Annotated in this window: 16 protein-coding genes and 2 pseudogenes; 15 read left to right on the top strand and 3 right to left on the bottom strand. The window is 56.1% G+C overall.

Annotated elements, in window-relative coordinates:
• Nucleotides 1–29: 29 nt before the first annotated feature.
• The 3 genes and pseudogenes from AC2FLE_RS20430 to AC2FLE_RS20440 all read left to right on the top strand — a co-directional run bounded on the left by AC2FLE_RS20430 (nucleotide 30) and on the right by AC2FLE_RS20440 (nucleotide 2,020).
• Nucleotides 30–887, top strand: a pseudogene (locus AC2FLE_RS20430) (aminomethyl transferase family protein).
• A 70-nt stretch (nucleotides 888–957) separates the two neighbouring features.
• Nucleotides 958–1,194: a glycine cleavage T C-terminal barrel domain-containing protein gene (locus tag AC2FLE_RS20435; RefSeq protein WP_496699358.1), complete on the top strand. Its 237-nt coding sequence runs from the start codon at nucleotides 958–960 to the stop codon at nucleotides 1,192–1,194.
• Between the two features lie 376 nt (nucleotides 1,195–1,570).
• Nucleotides 1,571–2,020 carry a cytochrome c gene (locus AC2FLE_RS20440; protein WP_496699388.1) on the top strand — a complete coding sequence of 150 codons (450 nt, stop codon included), beginning with the start codon at nucleotides 1,571–1,573 and terminating at the stop codon, nucleotides 2,018–2,020.
• 116 nt (nucleotides 2,021–2,136) lie between these two features.
• Here AC2FLE_RS20440 and AC2FLE_RS20445 read toward each other — a convergent pair whose 3' ends face one another.
• The gene (locus AC2FLE_RS20445; protein WP_496699360.1) at nucleotides 2,137–3,027 is read right to left on the bottom strand and encodes a LysR substrate-binding domain-containing protein; all 891 of its coding nucleotides are present in this window, start codon (nucleotides 3,025–3,027) and stop codon (nucleotides 2,137–2,139) included.
• A gap of 158 nt (nucleotides 3,028–3,185) precedes the next feature.
• On the opposite strand from AC2FLE_RS20445, the gene AC2FLE_RS20450 reads away from it, so the two are divergent.
• From AC2FLE_RS20450 to AC2FLE_RS20505, 12 genes are all read left to right on the top strand, one after another.
• Nucleotides 3,186–3,950 carry an ABC transporter ATP-binding protein gene (locus AC2FLE_RS20450; RefSeq protein ID WP_496699362.1) on the top strand — a complete coding sequence of 255 codons (765 nt, stop codon included), beginning with the start codon at nucleotides 3,186–3,188 and terminating at the stop codon, nucleotides 3,948–3,950.
• Nucleotides 3,950–4,651 carry an ABC transporter ATP-binding protein gene (locus tag AC2FLE_RS20455; protein ID WP_496699364.1) on the top strand — a complete coding sequence of 234 codons (702 nt, stop codon included), beginning with the start codon at nucleotides 3,950–3,952 and terminating at the stop codon, nucleotides 4,649–4,651. The genes AC2FLE_RS20450 and AC2FLE_RS20455 overlap by 1 nt, the downstream gene beginning before the upstream one ends.
• Nucleotides 4,652–4,744: 93 nt before the next feature.
• Complete coding sequence (locus tag AC2FLE_RS20460; RefSeq protein ID WP_496699366.1) at nucleotides 4,745–5,959, top strand: ABC transporter substrate-binding protein; 1,215 nt, start codon at nucleotides 4,745–4,747, stop codon at nucleotides 5,957–5,959.
• Between the two features lie 101 nt (nucleotides 5,960–6,060).
• Nucleotides 6,061–6,918 (top strand): branched-chain amino acid ABC transporter permease, encoded by an 858-nt coding sequence (locus tag AC2FLE_RS20465; RefSeq protein WP_496699368.1) that lies wholly within the window; start codon nucleotides 6,061–6,063, stop codon nucleotides 6,916–6,918.
• 2 nt (nucleotides 6,919–6,920) lie between these two features.
• Complete coding sequence (locus AC2FLE_RS20470; RefSeq protein WP_496699369.1) at nucleotides 6,921–7,877, top strand: branched-chain amino acid ABC transporter permease; 957 nt, start codon at nucleotides 6,921–6,923, stop codon at nucleotides 7,875–7,877.
• Nucleotides 7,874–9,028: an acyl-CoA dehydrogenase family protein gene (locus tag AC2FLE_RS20475; protein ID WP_496699371.1), complete on the top strand. Its 1,155-nt coding sequence runs from the start codon at nucleotides 7,874–7,876 to the stop codon at nucleotides 9,026–9,028. The genes AC2FLE_RS20470 and AC2FLE_RS20475 overlap by 4 nt, the downstream gene beginning before the upstream one ends.
• Before the next feature lie 2 nt (nucleotides 9,029–9,030).
• Nucleotides 9,031–10,053, top strand: coding sequence for a zinc-dependent alcohol dehydrogenase family protein (locus tag AC2FLE_RS20480; protein ID WP_496699373.1), 1,023 nt, complete (start codon nucleotides 9,031–9,033; stop codon nucleotides 10,051–10,053).
• A gap of 2 nt (nucleotides 10,054–10,055) precedes the next feature.
• The gene (locus tag AC2FLE_RS20485; protein ID WP_496699376.1) at nucleotides 10,056–11,615 is read left to right on the top strand and encodes an AMP-binding protein; all 1,560 of its coding nucleotides are present in this window, start codon (nucleotides 10,056–10,058) and stop codon (nucleotides 11,613–11,615) included.
• Nucleotides 11,602–12,645, top strand: a complete 1,044-nt coding sequence (locus AC2FLE_RS20490) for an enoyl-CoA hydratase/isomerase family protein (protein ID WP_496699378.1) — start codon at nucleotides 11,602–11,604, stop codon at nucleotides 12,643–12,645. Before AC2FLE_RS20485 ends, AC2FLE_RS20490 begins: the two co-directional genes overlap by 14 nt.
• 12 nt (nucleotides 12,646–12,657) lie before the next feature.
• A complete protein-coding gene (gene mmsB / locus AC2FLE_RS20495; RefSeq protein WP_496699380.1) occupies nucleotides 12,658–13,554 on the top strand; it encodes a 3-hydroxyisobutyrate dehydrogenase in 897 nt (298 codons plus the stop codon).
• An 852-nt stretch (nucleotides 13,555–14,406) separates the two neighbouring features.
• Complete coding sequence (locus tag AC2FLE_RS20500; protein ID WP_496699381.1) at nucleotides 14,407–17,754, top strand: ATP-binding protein; 3,348 nt, start codon at nucleotides 14,407–14,409, stop codon at nucleotides 17,752–17,754.
• 710 nt (nucleotides 17,755–18,464) lie between these two features.
• On the top strand, nucleotides 18,465–20,342 hold the full coding sequence (locus AC2FLE_RS20505) for an adenylate/guanylate cyclase domain-containing protein (protein WP_299985808.1): 1,878 nt from the start codon (nucleotides 18,465–18,467) through the stop codon (nucleotides 20,340–20,342).
• Nucleotides 20,343–20,648: 306 nt separating this feature from the next.
• Here AC2FLE_RS20505 and AC2FLE_RS20510 read toward each other — a convergent pair.
• Both AC2FLE_RS20510 and AC2FLE_RS20515 read right to left on the bottom strand, forming a co-directional pair.
• Nucleotides 20,649–20,931: pseudogene (locus tag AC2FLE_RS20510) on the bottom strand (DDE-type integrase/transposase/recombinase); the annotation flags it as partial.
• A gap of 407 nt (nucleotides 20,932–21,338) precedes the next feature.
• Nucleotides 21,339–22,358, bottom strand: coding sequence for an IS110 family RNA-guided transposase (locus AC2FLE_RS20515; protein WP_496699383.1), 1,020 nt, complete (start codon nucleotides 22,356–22,358; stop codon nucleotides 21,339–21,341).
• Nucleotides 22,359–22,568 lie beyond the last annotated feature (210 nt).

Below are 22,568 nucleotides of genomic sequence, written 5' to 3' on the forward strand. Positions count from 1 at the left end.
AAGATTACCATGAGATGTTCGTGACCCCGATGCCAGGGTGCGAAACGGCGGCAGGGCGCGAATCCCGCACCACGCCACTTTATGAGCCGCTCAAGGCCAAGGGCGCGGCCTATACTCAGGTGTTCGGTTGGGAGCGCGCGAAATATTTCGCCCCCGAAGGTTTTGTCGAAGATCTGCAGTTCCGTCGCAACAACACTTTTGAAATTGTCGCCGGGGAATGCAGGGCCGTGCGCGAACGCGTGGGCATCTGCGACCTGTCGAGCTTTGCCAAATTCGACGTCTCAGGTTCCGGGGCCGAGGCGCTGCTTGATAGCCTAACCGCCAACAAGCTGCCGAAGAAACAAGGTGGTATCAACCTGACCCATGTGTTGTCGGACAATGGCCGCATCATTGGCGAATGAACCAATACACGGTTCGCCGATGATCGCTTCTATGTCCTGACCGGCGCAGGCGCCGAGTTGCAGGCTCTGGATCATCTGAGCGTGGCCGGAGACAAAATGACCGTGACCAATATCACGGATGACTACGGCATGCTTGTCGCTGCGGGCCCGAAATCCCGCGACACGCTGGCACCACTTACCGATGCTGATCTGACGAACGCGTCTTTCCGTTGGCTGTCAGGCCAGTAAATCACCATCGCCGGTGTCCCCGTTCGCGCCCTCAGGGTGAACTATGTCGGTGAACTTGGCTGGGAGCTGCACGCTCCAATGGCCGATCTTGCCATGCTTTACGATGCGATCTGGGCCTCGGGCGAGGAGCATGGCATCGCTGATTTCGGCGTGCAGGCGGTGAACAGCCTGCGGATGGAAAAGGGCTATCACGGCATGAATGCGGAACTGACCAACGAGATCACCCTGATCGAAGCTGGCTGCTCCCGGCAAGGGTGATTTCAAAGGACGCGCGGCGACCGAGAATCTGCGCCAGCAGGGAATTGCCACGAAGCTCGTTTATGGTGAAGTGGCCGCCACAGATTGCGACATCTACGGGCGCGAGGGGGTGATGCAGGGTGACAAGGTGGTCGGCGTCTGCACCTCGGGCGGCTACGGCCACGCCACCGGCAAGAGCCTGGCCTTTGCTTATGTCGACCCGGACGCAATCGCCGGACTGGAGATTGTCATCCTCGGCGAACGGCGTGCCCTGACATTGCTGGATGCCCCTGCCTGGGATCCGTCCAATGCACGGCAAAAGGTATGAAAGCGCGAGAATGGGAGAACAGCTAATGACCAAAGCCTATTGTGTGGTGACCTATAAGCGCATTTCAGATCCGGAACGCTTTGCCGTTATGCGGCGCTGGCCCTGTTGAGGCCGTTTACGATCACTGGCTTTGATCCGCCGCCTCCCCGTAACCTTTCCTGAACACTGATCCTGCGCCTGCAAAGCGCAATCTCAAACTATTTCAGGAAAACAAGATGACACTTTCCAAACCGGCTTCCGGCGCCGCTCCTTGCTGTAGCTGCTCATGCCCATAGCGGTGCAACAGGCATCGTAAAAGAACGGATGGATGGCATGGGAGTTATGAAAGACAGCATGAAAGTGCTGGCTCCGATGATGCAGGGAAAAACGGCCTATGATGCAGCCGCAGTTCGCGGAGAGGCAAAAAATCGGAGCCCATGCGGGTGAAGTCCTGACGACGCTCTTTCCGGAGGGTTCAAATGGGCATCCATCTGAAGCCAAGGCTGAGGTATGGGCCGATTGGGAAAGTTTCGTCGATCTCGCGGAAAGATTGCAGACCTATTCTGATGGCTTGGCCTCGGCGGCGGAGAACGGGTTGATGATGTCAGAAGCCCAACCGTTCAGGCTTGACGAGTTCACTCAATGTGCAATGCGCATGCCTGTGACGGGAAGAGGCGCCGCTCTATCGTCTCCTCAGCGCTCAGAACCGATTTCGACAACAATACCCTCAAGGCACAAAAGAACTGGGCCAAGCGGATCGAAGTGTTCGTGCTTGGTTATTCCAAGTTCACTGCTCAACTCCGGATTCGAAACTTGCGATCGCTGTGCTGTTGCTCGCATGGTGTGAGCCGCTCTGGGGCACGCACGCATGTCTTGCCGGTTAACGGAACGTTGCACCTGTCCCGGAGAGCGTTCTTCCAATCCATCGAATGGATCGACGACCAAGTCCTGACACCAAAAGCCCTATCTTGTCCGCATTTTCGAAAGCCAGTCGCGAATTAGCCTGGATGCTTTGGTCTTCTGTGTGCCTTTCGGCTCCAGGACGTAATACCCAAAGACTGTAGGATATGTTTTGCCTAAGGGGTTTAACAATGCGCCGCTTTTGAGCTCGCTAACAACCAACCGTTCGGCAAACAGCGATACTCCGCCCCCGTTTATGGTAGAGCTCAGTTGAAAATGGCGGTCCTCCAGAAGGGCCTGGGCCTGCATTGAAGGCATGGAAGGCATTGTCAGCTTGGCGTTGTCAAACCACTCTTGCCACATGGTTTCGTCGTCAACGTGAATTAGAGTCTGGCTCTGCATGTCGGCTTCGCTGTCAATGGGGTTCTTGTCCAGATACTCGGGGCTGCAGACCGCAACCATTTCTTCGTCCCACAGGCGCGTGATGTCAAAGCCTTCCCAACCGCCGCGCCCCCATTGAATGCCGATATCCGCCTGCGTCTCAGGGGAGTCCATTGTGGCATAAGTATTGTGGTGCTTCTGGAAAGACATCTGCAGACCTGGGTAGGCTTCCCAGAGTTCTCCAAGACGTGGCGAAAGCCACCTGCTGGCAAACATCGGCGGCACAGCGATGCGTATTTCATCAGGCTTGCTAGAAATCCTGTCCAAACCGGCTTGAATGGCTTCAAGCCCTTCTGCGACATGGCTGGCCAGAAAAACGCCCTTTCCGGTTAGCGTTAACCCGCCGGCATTTCGGTTGAATAGTTTTACTCCGACGTCCTCTTCCAATTTTTTGATATGATAACTGATTGAGCTTTGACTTATGTTCAGTTCTCGTGCCGCTGCAGCCGCACTTTTTAATTGTGAAACTGTGTTAAATACCTGAATCGAATAAATATTTTTTATCGCCCTCACTGTATGCCCTTACTGCCTGCTTTATCTTTAAGGAAAGCACTGCGCCTTCTAAAAATTAGAATTAACATGAGAATCTTTGTATTTCCATAAGAATGAAGCAGGCCTTACGGTCTTTAAAACCGCGACAAGCATCAGCGTGGTTCGAGGAGGTTTGTGTGATGAGCGAAGTGCTGGAGGTCAAAGGCCTCTCAAAATCATTTGGTGGTGTTCAGGCGATCAAAGACCTGTCTTTCACCGTGGGACATGGCGAAGTTGTTGGGCTTATTGGTCCAAACGGATCGGGCAAATCCACGACGGTGAACACTCTTGCCGGCACCTTTCCGGTGACCTCGGGAGAGATCCTGTTGGCAGGTGGCCATATTCAGAACATTCCCGAATATGAGCGCGTGGCACGGGGTCTCACACGGACCTTTCAAACAGCGAGCCTGTTTTCGGATTTCACCGTCCGCGACCAGGTGGCACTTGGTGCGGAAACAACGCGCCGGTCGAGTGTTGTGGCCTCCATCTTTGGCCTGGGCACCCATGCCGGGGAAGAGGAAGCGGTTCAGTCGCAGATCCATGATGCCCTGGAACTGACTGGGCTGCTGCCCATCGCTGACAAACAGGTTGGGACAATCTCTTCGGCAGAACAGCGGTTCTTGATGATTGCGACAGCTCTGGCGTCAAACCCCAAGGTGCTTTTGTTGGATGAGCCCGCGGCGGGAATGATCTCGCATGAGCGCAAGACGCTGACGGACATGATCAAGCGCGTGCGGGACCTAGGCGTCTCAGTCCTGGTTATTGAACACCATATGGCCCTGATCATGGAGGTTAGTGACCGGATTGTGGTGTTGAATTTTGGTCAGAAAATTGCCGAAGGCACGCCTTTGGAAATTCGCGAAAACAAAGCGGTTATTGATGCATATCTCGGAGAGACAGCCTGATGTTGGAAGTTCGCAATCTACACGTTGGCTATGGCTCTATCGAAGTGACCCACGGTATCAATCTGGACGTCAAAGAAGGCGAATGCGTTGCCTTGATCGGTGCCAATGGGGCCGGGAAAACCTCGACGCTGCGCTCCATCTGCGGCCTGACACCAGCTCGCAAGGGCACGATCAAATTCGCTGGCGAAGACATCACCAATCACAGTGGTCATTCCACCGTCAAGGCAGGTATCACCATGTGTCCCGAAGGGCGTCAGGTGTTCCCGCAAATGAGCGTGCTGCAAAACCTGCGCATGGGCGCCTATGTGCGCAAAGACAAGGAACAGGATGCAGACGTTGAGAAATACCTCGATATGTTTCCGATCCTGCGTCAGCGGGCTTCGCAGGCGGCAGGCACCCTGTCTGGTGGTGAGCAGGAGATGCTTGCCATTGTCCGCGCTTTGATGGCCCGCCCCAAGCTTTGCATTTTTGACGAACCCTCGCTTGGTCTGGCGCCAAAGATTGTCGCTGAAGTTGCTGAGACCATCTCTCGGATCAAAGAGATGGGGATGACAATTCTGTTGGTGGAGCAGAACTCTCTGATGGCGCTGAAACTGGCGGATCGCGCCTATTTGTTTGAGGCCGGAGAGATTGTTTTGGAAGGCACAGGCGAGGAGCTGCAATCACATCCAGACGTGGTGAAGGCCTATCTCGGACACTGAATTCAAGCCAGGCATTGGCTTGATCTTTGGAGCGTTAGGGGCGCTCCGGATTTTCCCGCATTTGGGAACGCACATCGAAAGGGAGGACGCAGTATGCGTAATCGGAAGGCATTGACAGGCGTGGTGGCTCTTGCTGCTATGTCAATGGGCCCTGCTGTTTGGGCAAAGGATCTGACACTGGACATCGGCGTGAGCGATGCGCTTACCGGCGGTGCCGCCGTCTATGGTTTGCCGCAATCAAATGCGGTGAAACTGGCGGCCGAGGAAATCAACGCCACTGGCGGTGTTCAAGTTGGCGACGACACTTACATGCTGAATGTCATCGCTTACGATGATAAAGCCAACCCAACGGAAGCTTCGAATTCCGTGCGCAAGCTGCTGGACCGTGATGGTGTGAAATACATTCTCGGCTTTTGCTGCTCGGGTGCGACCGGTGCGGTGGCCTCGTTCATCGAAAACGAAGATGCAGTAATGCTGGTGGGGAACGCGGCCGAGCGTTCGATCACGACGCGTGAAATTCCAAACCTGACACGTACCCGCCCGCCAGCTGATTACACCGGTGCAGCGGCAGGACGTTTTGTTGCTGAGCAGGACCACAAGCGGATCGCGGTTCTGGGCGCTTTGGAGATATCTTTCTACGCCAGCTATGTAGATGCGTTTGAAGAGCAGTTCGTCAAGAGTGGTGGCGAAATCATCACCCGCGAGGTCTTTGCCTCTAAAGACCGCGACATGACCCCGCAGCTCACCAAGATCCGCGAAATGCAGCCCGATGCCATTCTGGTTGTGGGCTATGTTGAACCTGCAGCGTTTATCTACCGCCAATCGGTTGAACTGGGTATCGACGCTGCACGCTATGGCTTTACCAGCGGCAGCGAAGAGCAGTTCCTGCGTGTTGCCACCACCGAACAGATGGAAGGTGTTTGGGACCTTCGCCCAACCGAACTGACGCTGCAGTCGACAAGCGAAGCGGGCAAAGCCTATCACGCCAACTACACTGAGAAATTCGGTATCAGCCCATCCCCCAGCTCACCTTATGCCTATGACCAGACCTATGCTCTGAAGTATGCGCTAGAGGCGGCGGGCACCGTGGAAGATACCGAAGCCGTTGCCGCAGCGCTGCGCGGTCTGGCTGTACCAAGCGAGACTGTCATGCAGTACCTGCCAGTTGATGGGAAAATGTTCGATGAGAACGGCCAAGCCTATACCTCCAATGGTGCATTCCAATGGCAGGGCGGCAATTGGGTGTTTGTGCAAGATCTGCCTTCTGATCCCAAAGCCTACTCAGAATTCCTGAGCACGCTCGACTAATCTCTCCCGGACCGGCGCTTCTGCTTTTTGTGGCGGCGTCGGTCAATTTGAAATCTCCCGGACCGGCAGCTTGTCCGGCCACCGGTTCAGAGGATCCGGCAATGATCGAAATCATTCAGCAAATTATCAACGGTGCGGCCATTGGAGGCGTGTATGTCCTCATTGCCCTCGGCTTGACGACCGTTTTTGGTATCTTGGGTATCGCCCATTTCGCCCATGGATCGGTCTCCATGTTTGGCGGCTATCTCACCTTTTTCTTTGTCACTCAGATGGGCTTTCCGCTGTTTCTGGCGATCCTTGTCGCATTGGTTGTCGGCATGTTGCTCGGGGTCGCGATCGAACTCTTGGCCTATCGTCCGGTGCGCAACGCCGATCACATCAACGCCTTTATCGTCGCGCTGGGTCTGACCATGATGGTCGAAGGGATCAACCTGCATTTCTTTGGTGCCGAACAGGTGGTGATCCCAACCGGGTTTTCCAAGGTCTTTGAATTTGGCGGTATCACCCTGCCAGAGCTGCGTCTCTATGTGATCGTTGCGGCAGTGGCTCTGATCGTTGCGATGACCCTGTTTGTAGAAAAAACCAAAACCGGGCAGGCCGTGCGCGCGGTGGCAGAAAACCGCGATGCTGCCATCCTGATGGGCATCAATGTCAAGGCAATCCCATTGGTTGTTTTTGCCATGTCTACCGTCTTGGGCGTCTGTGCTGGCGTCATGGTTGGATCCCTTTTTGCAATTGCCCCCGGAGTGGGAGAAGGCCTGGTCGTAAAAGGCTTTGCGGTGCTCATTCTCGGCGGTCTTGGCTCGATCCCCGGCGCGGTTGTGGGTGGTATCGTTCTTGGCATCACCGAAGCCCTGGCAGCAGGCTTTATCTCCTCAGCCTATAAGGACGTGATCGCATTTGTGGTGATGATCTTTGTCCTTCTGGTCCGTCCTCAAGGTCTCATGGGAAAGGCGTGAAAATGAACCTCTCAATCAAACACGCCTTTTATGGCTTGGCCGTGCTGGGCATGTTTGCCCTACCACAGTTCATCACAGTGAAATACTATCTCCACCTCAGCATTCTAGCATTGGTCTGGGTGATTGCTGCCCAGGGGCAGAACCTGATCCAGGGCTACACCGGTTATGTCTCCATTGTCTGCGCCGGCTTTATGGGCATCGGTGCCTATAGCACCGCCCTGCTGGGGCAGAACTTTGCTCTGCCGACCTGGATGACCATCGCTCTGGCGCCGTTGATCACCGCCGTTTTTGCCCTTGCGACCGGCTATCCCAGCCTGCGCGTCAAAGGCCACTACTTTGCGATTGTGACCCTGGCTTTCAACATGGTGATCTTCATCGTGCTGTTTAACTGGACCGATCTTACCAATGGCGAGGCAGGCATCACCGGCATTCCAAAACCCGGCTATGGAAAAAAGGGGCTGATCAATTTCCATGATCGTGAAGTCTACTACTACTTTGTCCTGACACTGGCAGTGGTGATGACCGGCTTGGCGGCCTTGATCGTGCGTTCTCGTGTGGGTCAAATCCTGATGGCCATTCGCCAGAACGAGGATCTGGTTGGTTCGGTTGGTGTTCCAGCCTGGAAGTTCAAGCTCTTTGCCTTTGTCGTCAGCGCCATGTTCGCTGGCCTGGCAGGGGCGATCTATGCTCATTACCAAAGCTTCATCAATCCCGAGATCTTTGGCGTCGCTCAATCTCTGGATGCAATCCTGGCGGTGATCATGGGCGGTTCCGGGACCATTGCCGGTCCAGCGATTGGCGCTTTCATCGTGGTCTTCATGCCCGAAGTGCTGCGTTTTGCCGACAGTTTCCGTCTGATCCTCTATGGTCTGATCTTGGTTCTGGCCGTGATCTTCATGCCACGTGGCATTGTTGGGCTTGTTGGCGACATTCGTAAGAAGCTAGGCGGCAAGGCATGATATGTCTGTCTTCAGAAGAAGAGGGCCATCTGCAGCAGGTGCGAGACTTCGCGCGCGAAACCATTGCACCTGCCTCGACCGGTTGGACGCGCGGCAACTCGCCAGAACCTCAAATCATGACAGCCGCAGCCGATCTTGGTTTGCTGCGGCTGCAGGTGCCTGTCGATGATGGCGGGCTTGGTGCCAGCTTTTCGCTCAAGGCTGCGACCTGCCAAGTCTTGGCGGCTGCGGACTTCGGTCTGGCGATGTCGATTGTGAATACCCATAACGTGGCAGCGAAGCTCGCCACGCATGGCAGCGCCTCTTTGAAAAAGCGTTACTTGCAAGCGCTGCTCTGGGGCCAGGAACAGGCATGCACTGCTCTAACCGAGCCAGGAGCTGGATCAGATGCTGCCGCGATGCATACCCGAGCGATAAAATCAGGCGATGGCTGGGTGCTCGATGGTGAGAAAACCTGGATTACCAACGCACGTAACGCTTCCACAGCCATTGTGTATGCCCAATGTGGGGAGCATGGCGCGAGTCAGACGATCGGCGCATTTCTTGTCGATTCAACGGCACCAGAGTGCAGCCGCAGTGCGATTAGATCGGATTTTGCCCAATCCAGTACCGGCACCGGTAGCCTGCGTATAGTTGGACTGCATTTGCCTGACGAGAACCTGCTGGTTCCTCCTGGCGAGGCCTTTCGTTCCATCATGACCGAGATCAACGGAGCGCGCACCTATGTGGCCGCCATGTGCTGCGGAATGCTGGATATGGCACTGCAAACGGTGACCGAATATGGCAATAGCCGCAAAAGCTTTGGCCGAACACTCTCCGCCCATCAGGGGTGGCGGCTGCAAGTGGCGGAGGCAGAGACTGTGCTGGCGGCAATGCAGGGTCTGGTTGCCAAGGCTTCGGCGATGATTGATCGCGATGAAGACGCCCAGCTCACCTCTGCTCAGGCCAAGATATTTGCAGTACAGGCCTGCAAAACCCACCTGCCGGTCATGCTTCACCTGATGGGAGCAGAGGGGCTTAACCCCCAACACCCGTTTGCACGCCATGTCGGCGCGGCACAGATTGCCGGTCTCGTAGATGGGTCTACCGAAATGCTTTTAGAGCGCGTCGCAAAGCTGGCGCGCCCTGTTTCCCAACATGAAGGGGTTTGATCATGACAATACGCGTTTTCGAAGTCAAAGGCGACTGGGGCTTTGATAATCTACAGCAGGGCACACGTGAGCTTCCCGAGGTTGGCAAAGGTGAAATTCTGATCAAGATGCATATGGCGTCATTGAACGCCAGGGACTTGATCGTACCAGAGCGGGGCTACGGTCGTGCGACCGGGGAACTGCCTTTGATCCCGGTGTCAGACGGGGTCGGTGTCGTGACACAGGTCGGGGAAGGGGTGACGCGCGTCAAAGAAGGCGATCGCGTCTGCCCCACCTATTTCCAGAACTGGACCTCTGGCGCGCCAAGCCCAGAGCGCTTCAGTTCTGCGCTGGGTGGCCCTCTGGATGGGGTTATGGCGGACTACCTTTGCCTCTCTGAAGAAGGGGTAGTGAAGGTGCCAGCTTATCTGACGGATGCCGAAGCAGCCACCTTGCCCTGTGCTGGGCTGACAGCCTGGAGTGCTGTCAACACAGTTGGTGGAATGGCAGCGGGCGACAAGGTCTTGATCCAGGGTACGGGTGGGGTCGCTCTGGCGACGCTGCAATTTGCCAAGGCCCATGGTGCGCATGTGACGATGATATCGTCTTCAGACGAAAATCTGGAGGTCGCGCAGAAACTCGGAGCCGATACCACGTTCAACTATGTCACCACGCCAGACTGGGCGAAGGCGAGCCGGAGCATCACGCAGGATCGGGGCGGCTATGACTTTATTGTGGAACTCGGCGGTGAGAAGACCTTGCCTCTGTCTCTGCGTGCGGTCCGACCGGGTGGCACCATTTGCATGATTGGCGTTCTGTCCGGACTGGCGATGAATGCCTCTCTCGGGCCGGTGGTTGCGCGCCAGCTCCGCCTTCAGGGCGTGACGGTTGGCCATCGCGATGGTTTTGAGGCGATGTTGCGGGCCATGGAGCTGCACCAGATCCGCCCGGTGATCGGTGAAACCTTTGACTTCCAAGATTTCAAAGCTGCGCTTGAACATGTGCGTAGCAGCGGTGGGCTTGGCAAAACCATAATTAAGTTCTGATCATGCAAACAGCTCAAGTAATCAAATCCCGGAGGATCGCACACTCCGATCCCGACCGGTTGGCCTTCCGGATGTGTGCGACTGGTGAAGAGGTGAGCTTTGCGCAGCTCGAAGCCCGTGCTAATCAGGGCGCCCATGCGCTCCGTGCAAGTGGGCTACGTAGCGGGGATCACATTGTTATCTTTATGGAAAACCGCCGAGAATTCATGGAGACATGTTTTGCGGCAGACCGGGCGGGGCTTTACTACACCACGGTAAGCACTCATCTGACCACGGATGAAATGAGCTATATCATCCGTGATTGCACGGCGCGGCTGGTGATCACCTCGGATCGGTTTGCGGCTATCGCGGCAGATTTGCCAGAGGCCACCGGCGTTCCTGTTGCCATGGTTGGGAATGTGCCTGCGAACCAACGCGGCTGGACGGCAGAGTTGTCCCAGCAGCCCGAGCACCCCATCGCAGATGAGGCCCAGGGACTGGATATGCTCTATTCCTCGGGCACCACCGGCTTTCCCAAGGGCATCAAATGGGAGCGGGAGGACACCCCGCCCACCGATGACACGATGCTGATGACCTTGCTCAGTGATCTCTTTGGCTATAGCGAAAACAGTCGCTATTTGTGCCCTGCGCCCCTGTATCATGCTGCGCCACTGCGCCACACCATGGTGACGATCAAGCAGGGCGGCAGCGCCTATATCATGTCGAAGTTCGACGCAGAGCACTCTTTGGCCCTGATTGATCAATACAAAATCACCCACAGCCAATGGGTGCCGACAATGTTCGTGCGGATGCTGAAACTGCCGGAAACCGTGCGTCAGTCTTATGATATGTCGAGCATGGAAATGGCGGTACATGCCGCTGCCCCATGTCCGGTACATGTGAAATTGGCAATGATCGACTGGTGGGGGCCTATCATCCACGAATATTACGCCGGCACCGAAAACAACGGCCTTACCTCGCTCAACACCAAAGAATGGCTTACCCATGAAGGCTCGGTTGGCAGTGCCAAGCTGGGCATCCTCCACATCTGCGATGAAGAGGGCCATGAGCTTGCGGCAGGTAGTGTGGGTGAGGTCTATTTTGAAAGCGGCCACCAGTTTGAATACCATAACGACCCAGAGAAGACCTTCGCTAGCCGCAATGCTCAGGGTTGGACTACGCTAGGTGACATAGGTCGGCTGGATCATGACGGGTTCCTGTATCTGACCGACCGCAAGAGCTTTGTGATCATCTCGGGTGGGGTGAATATCTACCCGCAGGAAACCGAAGATCTGCTGCTCAACCACAAGAGCATCCTGGATGCTGCGGTGATTGGTGTGCCGAACGAGGATTTTGGCGAAGAGGTGCGCGCTGTAGTGCAGCTTTCACCCGGAATAGCGCCAAGTGAGGTCCTCGCAGAACAGCTCATCACCTACTGTCGGGCGCATCTATCTGCCATTAAATGCCCCAGAGCCATTGATTTCAGAGAGGAGCTGCCCCGTTCCCCCACTGGAAAACTGTTCAAGCGGAAACTGCGAGACGCATATTGGCGCCAACTGGAGACCGTCAATGCCGACAGATGACAATTCTGCCCGGAACCATGTCAGAACTCGCGTGGTTGGCAAAGCCGGATGGGTTACACTAAACAGAGCTGATGCCCTGAATGCCCTGAGCCATGATATGTGCCTGACCATCGAAGACGCTCTAAAAGGTTGGGCCGCTGATGCCTCTGTTGCACTTGTGATGCTCGACGCCCTAGGGGACAAGGCATTTTGTGCAGGCGGCGATGTACGGTCTCTTTATAATAGCGGCATGATGGGAGATCATGACAAGGCCCGCAGATTCTGGCGGGATGAATACCGTCTGAACGCTATGCTGGCTGATTATCCCAAGCCGGTTTTCTCCTTCATGCACGGGGTTGTCATGGGGGGCGGAGTCGGCTTGGGCTGCCATGTGCAGCACCGTGTGGTTGGCCGCGACAGCCAGATTGCGCTGCCGGAATGCAGCATCGGATTGGTCCCTGATGTTGGCAGCAGTGCCCTGCTTGCGCGGGTGCCGCACGGTGCAGGGCGGTTTCTTTCGCTCACCGGGCACCGGATGGATGCCGCTGATGCGGTGTTTGCAGGCTTTGCTGACTACATAGTGCCCGAGGCCGAATGGGGCGCTCTGAAAGATCAGTTGGCGCTCACGGGGGAACCGGACAGAATAAACACCTATGTAGAGCAGGCCGGACCGTCTTACTTGGCGCAAAACAGTGCCGAGATCGAACAGGCATTTGCTTTGGGCAGCGTGGATGAGATTTTCACGGCACTTGAGGCATCGGGTACCGGTTTTGCAATCCGGGCGGCCAAGATAATGCGCCGTGCCTCTCCCTTGTCCCTGGCCTGTGCCTTGGGCATCCTGGACCGGTTGGCAGCCGACGCCCCGATTTCCGAAGCGCTCAGTCTGGAATTTCGTTTTGTTTACCGCTGCATGGAGCAGTCTGACTTTCTGGAAGGCATCCGGGCGGCGGTGATCCACAAGGACCGAAGCCCCCATTGGCGCGGCTGGGAGGCGGGCCTTGTACAGGACATGCTGGCGCCGCTTGGCGCAAAAGAACTTCATCCCGTCTAGGAGGACATGACCATGAGAATAGGATTTATTGGACTGGGCAATATGGGTGGCCCCATGGCCGCCAATCTGGCCGCAGCAGGCCATCAGGTGACGGGGTTTGATCTGGCAGCCCAGATGCCCGCAGCTGTCGCCCCGGCCGTCTCGGCGGCTGCTGCGGTCGACGGGGCTGAGGTGGCGATCACCATGCTTCCCAACGACAGCATTCTGCGCAGCGTAGCTAAAGAAATCCTGCCCGCGATGCTAAAAGGCGCGGTGTTGTGCGATTGCTCGACCGTGAATGTGGCCTCGGCCCGCGCAGTGGCCAAAGAGGCCGCTCTGCACGGGGTTGGCTTTCTGGATGCTCCGGTCTCTGGCGGCGTCGGTGGCGCGGCGGGGGGCACCTTGACCTTCATGGTTGGTGGCAAAGACAGCACCTTTCAAATGGTTGCTCCGCTCTTTGATATCATGGGGCAGAAGGTCGTGCATTGCGGCGATTCCGGCGCCGGTCAAGCAGCCAAAATCTGCAATAACATGATCCTGGGTGTCACCATGATCGCCACCTGCGAAGCCTTTGCCCTGGCCGATAAGCTGGGCCTGGAGAGGCAGAAGATGTTCGATGTTGTCTCGGCGTCTTCAGGGTATAGCTGGACGATGAACGCCTATTGCCCGGCACCCGGGGTTGGCCCGTCTTCGCCGGCGGATAATGGATATGCTCCCGGTTTTGCGTCTGAACTGATGCTAAAGGATCTGCGTCTCAGCCAGCAGGCCGCAGAGGTCGCAGATGCAGACACGCCAATGGGGCGGATAGCAAGGGACCTTTATACAGCTTTTGTTGAACAGGAGGGGGGCGAAGGCAAGGATTTTTCAGCCATGCTTCCGCGTTTCAGCGACAGATCCCGCTGCCAAGAACCATTTTCCAACTGCACCTAAAATCCGATTGGTCCGGCGTCTCTGCATTGGCCATGAAAGTACTTCTGAGCTTCGACTGAATGGCCGGGATTCCCTCCGCTATGCGGCTTGAGTTTTTCGGACGTCGGTCAATCTGAAACTTGGCGGTCGCAATCCGGACCATCCTAAAGAGGACATGACCTTCAGTCGTCGCTCAACCCCGATTCTTCCCAACCTTTGACGGCCAGTGGGTTGCCCGTCTCCGTGTGATGACCAGTCGAGGTGCACGGCTGCGTTGCCGAACTGTTCGCGCCGCACTGGCGAGGAAATGCTGCGTGAGCGAACGCACCGTTCGTAAAAGGCTGCAAAGTCCGCCTCTTCCTGTCCAAAAGCCACGCAGCGAAAGCGCCGTTTTGATCTACCGTTCGAGCCCAACAAGCAATGACCGCTTCCATGATAAGGGCTGCAATGCAGCGAGGAGCCCGTCGCATATGCAAAGCCATGCTGCGTCAGCGAATAAGAATAATCCAAGGTCGGTTTTCCGCGTTGCTGTCATATGGTGGATGCTCCCGTTCGACTGCCGATCAATGTCTGCTTCAAGGAAGCTGCACTGCGGCGCTCGGCCTGATGGTCAAGGTCGGCTCCGGGCCGTGTTCGAGGTTCACAAGTTTGAAGGGCAGGGGCCATGCTACGCTGCATCAGACGCCCAAAAGAGCCAATAGCGATCACAATAGCAATGTGACTGCGGCATGGAGTGGTTGCCAAGTGAAAATGTCGGCTGAAACTTCAGTCTGTTACGCGTCGAGCAAGTCCCGGCGGAAGACGGTCGAACCATAATCGGCAAAGCCTCGCCTAATGCTTGCTATCTGGTAGGATGACCATAGGGGGACTCGAATGGTGGAAGATCTCAAACAGTGGCTGGAGCGGCTTGAACTTGGAAAATATGCCGATTTGCTGGCGGAAAACGAGGTCGCCCTTCTGGATCTTCCCCACGTCACCGAGCAGGATTTGAAAGACCTAGGCCTGCCACTTGGCCCCCGTCGTCGTTTGCTGGCGAATGCCGTTACGTTGGTACAACAGAGCCCTGAAACGTCTGTAGATGATAGCGGCCACCCGGTTCCCACGTCCGATCAATCTGCAGAGCGACGCCAGCTGACCGTGATGTTCGTGGATTTGGTCGGCTCAACATCCCTTTCAGCAGGGCTCGACCCCGAAGAAATGCGGGAGGTGATCCGGGGTTTCCAGAATGCTGTTGCTGGCGAGATCACGCGCCTTGACGGCCACGTTGCCAAATTTATGGGTGACGGCGCGCTCGCTTATTTCGGCTGGCCAAGAGCACACGAAAATGAAGCTGAACGAGCAGTTCGTGCTGGCATGGCATTGCTTGAGGCCATTGAGCGTCTAAGTGCGCCGGACGGAACGCCGCTGGCAGCGAGGATGGGTATCGCGACCGGGTTGGTTGTGGTCGGCGATCTTGTCGGCGAGGGGTCGGCGCGCGAAGAGGCAGTGGTGGGCGACACACCAAACCTTGCAGCGCGCCTTCAAGAGCTGGCGAGACCGGGTCAAATCGTAGTGGCCGAAACGACAAGTCGGTTACTGGGTGGCCTGTTTGAAGTCGAAGACCTGGGCCAGCACGATGTAAAGGGCCTTGCAGTCCCAGTCGCCGCCTACGCCGTGGTCGGTGAGCGGACATTGGAGAGCCGGTTTGCCGGACGAGATTCAACGATTATGTCAGAGATCGTCGGTCGGGATCAGGAACTGGCGTTGCTAATGGAGCGATGGGGGCAAGCTAGAAAAAGCGAAGGCCAGATGGTCTTGCTGACGGGAGAGGCCGGGATTGGCAAATCGCGTATTACGCAAGCCCTGTTCGACGAGGTGCGCGACCAAGATCACACGAAAATCCGCTATCAGTGTTCGCCCTACCACACCGACAGCGCCCTCTATCCAACGATCCAGCAATTACGCCTGTCTGCCGGGTTCGCTGCGCAAGACGACAACGACGCGAGACTCGACAAGCTCGAAGCGTTGCTGGGGCAAGGCACGTCAAACACCACTGCTCACGCACCGTTGATTGCACCGTTGTTGGCACTTGACGCGGAATCGCGTTACGGCGCGTCCGACCTCAGTCCGGAACAACTGCGTTCACGGCTGCTCCAGGCTTTGGTCGATCAGCTCGTGGGTTTAGCTGAGACGCGACCTGTCTGCTTTGTGATCGAAGATGCCCACTGGATTGATCCAACAACGCTGGAACTCGTTGAGCTGGCTTTGAATTCGGTCGCGAGTTCGCGCATCTTGGTTCTCATGACCGCTCGCCCAACGTTCGAACATGGCTTTGGCGGTCATCCGGTTGTTACCCGCCTGATGCTGAATCGACTGGGTCGTTCGCAGGTTGCTGACATTGTGGCGCGTGTCGGTGGGGGTAAGTCTCTGCCCGATCCAGTTCTCGACGAGATCGCGGCCAAGACCGACGGTGTGCCGTTGTTCGTCGAAGAAGTTGCCAAAGTGGTTCTGGAGTCTGGCGCGTTGCGTGATGAGGGCGGTGCCTATGTGCTGACGGGACCGCTCAGCGCACTGTCCATTCCGGCAACTTTGCACGACAGTTTGATGGCGCGCCTGGATCGTTTGCACCCGGTCAAGGAAATCGCACAGATCGCATCTGTGATCGGTAGAACCTTCGATTACCAAACGCTTGCTGCTATCACTTTCCACTCGGGTGGTGACCTCGCGGCGGCGCTGGATCGCCTAGTAGAAGCGGAACTGTTGTTCCGTCGCGGCACACCTCCAGAAGCTAGCTATCTTTTCAAGCATGCGCTGGTGCGTGATGCAGCCTATGAGAGCCTTTTGAAGTCACGACGCCAAACAATTCATGCCGACCTGCTTTCGGCGCTAGAGGCAAAAGGCGACGCACAGCCAGAGATCCTCGCCTACCATGCCGAGCAGGCCGGTGAGACGGAAAAGGCGATCCAGTATTGGGCCCGGGCCGGCGACGATGCGTTTGCGCGTCCAGCCCACCGCGAAGCCGTAAACCACTTCGAGAGCGCCTTGCGTCTGGTGCGCGGTGCAAAGGACAGCGAGTGCGACAGAGAACGGGAATTAGAGCTACTGCTGCGGCTCAACCATACAAACATGGCTGGGCGCGGCTACGCACATCCCATTACGGTTGACGGATTTGCCGAGGCGCGCCGCCTGGTCAATTCTATCGGCGATTCACCACACCGGTTCCCGATCTACTACGGCAATTGGGTCATTTCTCATGTCAGCGGCCAACAGGCAAACGCGCTCGAAATTGCCGAGGAAATGTTCGACGCGGCAACGGGTGACCACAACCCAGATCATTTGTTCATGTCTGCCCGGTCCTTTTATCTCAGCCGAACGATGACCGGTGCCTTTAAAACTGCGGAAAGAGACTACGAACGAGTGCTTGAACTGTACGACCCGGAACGCGAGTCGGATCTCACGCGGCAGTACGGTCAAAGCCCTCATTTGGGTCTGCGGTGTTACCGTGCGATTGGTCTGGCCGTTCGCGGTTTCCCGACCATGGCATGGGAAGAGATGATCGGAGTTCCTGAGCATTCCGAACAGCTGGGTCATTCGAACACCATCGGTTACGCCTATACCCACTACGGCATGCTGGCGTGGCTGCTTGGTAAGCACGAAACGGCCGAAGAATTCAGCCGCCGGGCGATCCAGGTGGCGGAAGAGCATGGGTTAGTGATGTGGAAGGGGATCGCAATGTTGGTTCTTGCGGCTGTGTTGCCGTCAAGGGGCCAACCGGAAGAAGCCATCGATCTGATGGAAGAAGGCATGGCACGATGCGAAGAATCAAACACGCATGTTTATGTCCCTTACCTCTATTCCCATCATGTCGCAAATCTGTTGGCGGTAAACCAATATGAGCACGCGGCAGAAGCTCGGGACAAAGTCATTGCTATGATCGATCAGGGTTCAGAACGGTGGGCAAATGCCGAGATTTTACGGATGCTCGGAGACTCTGAACGGGCCAGTCTAGATGGAAACATCCTTGCCAGGAAGTTGTATATTCAGGCACTCGGAATTGCCCGAAAGCAGAATGCCAAACTGTGGGAGTTACGTACCTCGGTTGGGCTTGCACGCCTGATGCGAGACGAGGGTGAAACCAGCACCGCTCAGGAGTTGCTGGCTCCGATTTATGCCTGGTTCAGCGAGGGGCAAGACATCCCGGATCTCGCCGAGGCAAAACGGCTTTTAGATGAGTTCTCCTGACTCCATGGTGACGGCGACACAGCCATTGGCGCATCCCGCATAAATCGATTGCAAGAGCCGGAAGCATCTCTGTGATGGTTTAACCATTATTCACACACACGGCGAAGGTCTGGAATGCGGGCTGCAACCTCGGCATTTCGACCCTCGGTCGCGTGACCGCTTTAGGGCCGTCTGTGGCATGGGCGGACGGATCAGATGGGCGATATGCTGCGGTCGATCTAATGGCTGTAGTGAGCCCTTCTTGACCGATGCTGCAAATTGCGCGAATGCCCGGTTCTCCAGACCGATAAGGCAACGGCTTACGCCGTACTCATTTTATTGATTGCCCTTCGGGCTAAAAGGAATTCGGCCCCTTGGGCCTCATAAGTATTTTTGTTTTCTCCGCCCTACGTCCTTATCAAGACGTAGCCCGGAACCCTAACCAAGATGCGGAAAGATCACAGATCAAGCCACCAGCAAAGGCACACGCGGAAAGCTCAGAGCAGATTTGCTTTCAATGGAAGCAAGCGGATTTTTCAGAGCTTTCGCTAATTGCCTTTGTACAAGCGGAGAAGGCAGGCAAGGGCTAAGTGTTGGAGCGCGCAAACATAATCGGCTCTGCTCGCAAACATCGCTGTTTTCAGCTTACATTAGCGTGACAATATAGTCGCGTTCAGCTCACATTATTTGGCCTAGGTGTGAAATCATTGCCATAAGCAGAGGAGATTTCAATGTCGGACAATGCTGTACAGCGACGGCTCGCGGCTATTCTTGCCGCTGATGTAGTGGGCTACAGCCGGCTGATGGGGGAGGATGAAACGGGTACGCTGACCCGGCTGCGGCGACTCCAAACCGAGTTGATTGAACCTTTGCTGGCCGAGCATAGCGGTCGTCTGGTCAAGTTGATGGGTGACGGGTTTTTGGTCGAATTCCCTTCGGTTGTCGCCGCCGTCAGCTGCGCCGTTTCGATCCAAAGACACGTGGCCGAAAAGTCGCTCGACAGTGACGATGGCGAGCGCCTGCAGCTTCGCATCGGCATCAATGTCGGCGATATCATCATCGAAGGCGACGATATCTACGGTGACGGTGTCAACATCGCCTCGCGCCTTGAAGGCTTGGCCGAACCCGGCGGCATCTGCGTGAGCCAGAACGTATACGAACAGATTCGCGACAAGCTGTCGTTCCGCTTCAGCGACCTCGGCGAGCGCGAAGTCAAGAATATCGCCCGTCCGGTGCGTGTTTTTCAGGTCTTATCGAGCAAAGACGGCGCCCCAGCAGTCTCAGCCGAGCACCGCCGCCCGCCGCGCTGGGTGCTGATCGCCGCCACGCTGGTGCTGCTCCTCGCCCTTGGCGCCGGCGGCGCTTGGTGGTGGCTGCAGGGACTAGCCGGCGGTGGGGGCGGGAAGGAGCCGTTGGTTGCGGACGCACCGGTGATCGCCGTGCTGCCTTTTGACAACCTCTCGGACGATTCTGCCCAGGACTATTTCGCCAATGGCCTGAGCGAGGATCTGATTACCGATCTGTCCAAGCTGCGCGGGCTTACCGTCATCGCCCGCAACTCGAGCTTCGCTTTCAAAGGAAAGCAACTCGATGTGCGGGAAATCGGCGAAAAACTGGGAGTTCGATTTCTGATTGAAGGTAGTGTACGTAAGGCAGGCGATCGGTTGAGGGTAAACGCACAGTTGATTGACGCGGTTTCAGGTAATCATCTCTGGGCCGAGCGCTGGGATCGACCCAATGGCGATATATTTGCGGTTCAGGATGAACTGACAAGCAAGATCGTCGAGACTCTGGACGTCAAACTATCCGAGGGCGAGCAGGCCCGTCGCTGGCGTGGTCAAACAAAGGATACACGGGCGTATGATCTCTACCTGCAGGGCCGCGCATTGAGATTAACTTTCAGTGAGCAGGATGTTGTTAGCGCACTGCCATTGATTGAGGAAGCCTTGACCCGAGATCCGGGTTTTGCCGCTGCCTGGGTAGAACTCGGATGGCTTTACTGGTCTCACGTGTGGCTTGGCATGACCGATGATATCGAAAGCTACAAACAAAAGTCCCTGGATGCCACGAACAGGGCCATCGCTGCCGACCCCGATTTCGGGGATCCACATATGTTGTTAGCCGAGATTGCCTTGTACGAAGAAGATTTCGGAAAGGCCTCTCAACAAGCGGAAATTGCTGTCGAACTGTACCCTGGAAATGCCGACAATCTGATAATTCTGGCGTACTATACCTCTGAATCATCTCGTACCGAGGAAGCGTTGAAGCTGACGCAACGCGCATTTCGCCTCAATCCACTGCCACCCCCGTACTATTACAGTATTCGCGGAATCGTTTTAACCAGCTTAAACCGCTTTGACGAAGCCGACGAGGCATTCGGGCATTGTCTCGAACTGGCGCCTGAATACGTTTCCTGTTACCGATATCGTACCGCGATGCATCTCGAAGCCAACGATATCGAAGCAGCCAGAGAAGCGGCGAGGGAGGTGCTTCGAGTATTTCCGAACTACAGCATCTCCAAACACGAGTTCTGGCACAAGCAAACCACTGACCCGGCCGAACGGCAACGCCGGATAGATCTTTTGAAATCGGCGGGCCTACCGGAATAAGAGCTCGAGCTGCGCGCACAGATATATCGTTACAGCAGCTCGCGTTGTTACATAATGTGAGCTGAAACTGGCTATGTTTGCGCGCTCCAACAGCTAAGGCTGCCGCCTCGTGCTCTTCAATCAAAATAATTCTGGCCGTGGCTCGGCAAGAGCCTGCGCCCGCACCAAGACCAGAACGATTTTGATTTCCGTTTGCTGCCCGCTTCTCAGCGAACGCCAGGGATGCAATGGGATTGCACCCGCATATTAAAAAAGGGTGTTGTCACGTTAACGCCCAGTCCACAAAGAAGTGCTGTTTTTCGGAATTCAAGCGGCTTGAGTGGCGGCATTCCAGGCGTCAAAGGCTTTGAGACGGTGATATCGGATTGTTAATGCGGAGCGGCGGCGAGCGGGAACGCTGAAGCAATTGCGGATGGCTGAGTGGGTCGCCACGAACCTCTGCAACCCTCCTGGAGAGCGATGGCATTGCATCGTCCGTTCCCGCTTTCGGAAAGGGAGATGACTGTTTTCAGCCCGATTGTTGAGGCCCTTTTGAGACCAATGATCCAACCCCGGCGCAACCTCTCGCTTGAGCAGCGGCATAGCTGCGATTGGGTGCTTTTGCTAAAGCGGACGTCTGCGTTCTCAACTAGAATGGCGGTTTTGTCCCACAGAACGCTAGTTCCCCAATCCCTTCATTTCGCCCTCGCAGCGAACGACCACTATCGGGCTCTAGGGCAGAATCTTGACGGTGGGACGAAGGTCCTCTGTGGGTGGCTCCTGCATTGCAAGAGGTTTTTTGGCGATTTCAGCGGTCATTTTGTCAGTACCGTCGTCTGTCCGGCCTGTTTATGCGGTGGTGTTCCGCTGGCCTTGATGAATTCCGCGAGCAAGGTTCCAATCGGCTAATCGACCTTAGAAGAGGGCCGCAGACCTTCCCGGAGTGTCCTTGCTCTTGGTTGACTTAATTCCGCATCATCACTTCAACGTCTTGCATCTCGTAGGCAACTGGAGCGCTTAGAACGCTGGTTGCCGGTATTCCTGTTTTTTTGTCAGCATCGCCCAGACGGCCCGGGCTGCCTTGTTTGCCAAGGCGACTGTTGCCAGCCGGAACGGTTTGTCTGCGATGATCTTCGCTGTCCACAAATCGACCTTCTCTGGCGAACGTTTCGCCATCACAGCGCGCGATGTCATGCCTACGACCAACAGCTTGCGAATGTAGCGATCACCCTGCTTCGTGATCTTGCCAGGACGTTCCTTGCCACCGCTGGACTTGTTCAGCGGGGTCAGTCCCAACCACGCCGCCAGATCACGTCCGGTCCGGAATTGTTTTGCATCGCCAATCGTGGCGACAATCGCTGACGCCGTGATCGGTCCGATGCCAGGCATGCGCATCAATCGGCGTGCGTCTGCACTTAGCAAGGCATGTTGCTCAATCATCTTCGAATAGCCCTCGATGCGCTCATTCAGGCCGATGAACTGATAGCACTGGATGCCGAGCATGCCATTCACGATCTCCGGCATTTCTGGATGGTCGCCATCAAGGTGACGCTTTGCAAAAGCCGTCACTGCTTCGATCCCAATGGGCAAGATATGCCCAAACTCACGCAAAAGGCTGCGGATCATGTTGGCCAGTTGGGTGCGCTGACGGACGGCCAGATCTCGAGTCCGGTGGATTGCGAGAATGGCTTGCTGCTCCTCCGTCTTGATCTCAACAAAGCGCATGGTCGGGCGACGGACCGCTTCACAGATTGCCTCAGCATCAACAGCGTCGCTCTTGCCGCGCTTCACATACGGTTTGACGTATCCGGCGGGCATGAGCTTCACGTCGTGCCCCAATTTGCGCAGCTGGCGGCCCCAGTGATGGGACGAGCCGCAGGCTTCCATTCCGACCCTGCAGGGCGGAAGCGCCTCAAAGAAGCGGAGCAGCTTTGCGCGCTTGATGGCTCTGTTGAAAATCACTCGACCGTTCTCCGAAATGCCGTGCACTTGAAAAACATCCTTGGCCAAATCCAGGCCTACAGTTTTAACTGTCATTGGGTGGCTCCTTTCCTAGCAGTCGATGATAACTGCATTTTGGCACATTCGATGCCGGTGGAGCAGGAGCCACCCACCTCATCCGCATTGGGCCGCGAGCGCCTGTTACCTATGCCAGCCAAGTTTGACTGCTGCTGCATTTGTCTCAAATATCTTTGGCGAAATAGTGCAGATGTGGGCGTAACGAGGGTTGATCCTTGTACGTTGTCG

This window comes from Ruegeria sp. CDSA077, from assembly GCF_059612265.1.

Bases quoted from the DNA above. Each gene is read 5' to 3' on its own strand.
- AC2FLE_RS20440 (WP_496699388.1), top strand. From the start codon at position 1,571: ATGCAGCCGCAGTTCGCGGAGAGGCAAAAAATCGGAGCCCATGCGGGT.
- AC2FLE_RS20450 (WP_496699362.1), top strand. From the start codon at position 3,186: ATGAGCGAAGTGCTGGAGGTCAAAGGCCTCTCAAAATCATTTGGTGGT.
- AC2FLE_RS20455 (WP_496699364.1), top strand. From the start codon at position 3,950: ATGTTGGAAGTTCGCAATCTACACGTTGGCTATGGCTCTATCGAAGTG.
- AC2FLE_RS20460 (WP_496699366.1), top strand. From the start codon at position 4,745: ATGCGTAATCGGAAGGCATTGACAGGCGTGGTGGCTCTTGCTGCTATG.
- AC2FLE_RS20465 (WP_496699368.1), top strand. From the start codon at position 6,061: ATGATCGAAATCATTCAGCAAATTATCAACGGTGCGGCCATTGGAGGC.
- AC2FLE_RS20470 (WP_496699369.1), top strand. From the start codon at position 6,921: ATGAACCTCTCAATCAAACACGCCTTTTATGGCTTGGCCGTGCTGGGC.
- AC2FLE_RS20475 (WP_496699371.1), top strand. From the start codon at position 7,874: ATGATATGTCTGTCTTCAGAAGAAGAGGGCCATCTGCAGCAGGTGCGA.
- AC2FLE_RS20480 (WP_496699373.1), top strand. From the start codon at position 9,031: ATGACAATACGCGTTTTCGAAGTCAAAGGCGACTGGGGCTTTGATAAT.
- AC2FLE_RS20485 (WP_496699376.1), top strand. From the start codon at position 10,056: ATGCAAACAGCTCAAGTAATCAAATCCCGGAGGATCGCACACTCCGAT.
- AC2FLE_RS20490 (WP_496699378.1), top strand. From the start codon at position 11,602: ATGCCGACAGATGACAATTCTGCCCGGAACCATGTCAGAACTCGCGTG.
- mmsB (WP_496699380.1), top strand. From the start codon at position 12,658: ATGAGAATAGGATTTATTGGACTGGGCAATATGGGTGGCCCCATGGCC.
- AC2FLE_RS20500 (WP_496699381.1), top strand. From the start codon at position 14,407: ATGGTGGAAGATCTCAAACAGTGGCTGGAGCGGCTTGAACTTGGAAAA.
- AC2FLE_RS20505 (WP_299985808.1), top strand. From the start codon at position 18,465: ATGTCGGACAATGCTGTACAGCGACGGCTCGCGGCTATTCTTGCCGCT.
- AC2FLE_RS20515 (WP_496699383.1), bottom strand. From the start codon at position 22,358: ATGACAGTTAAAACTGTAGGCCTGGATTTGGCCAAGGATGTTTTTCAA.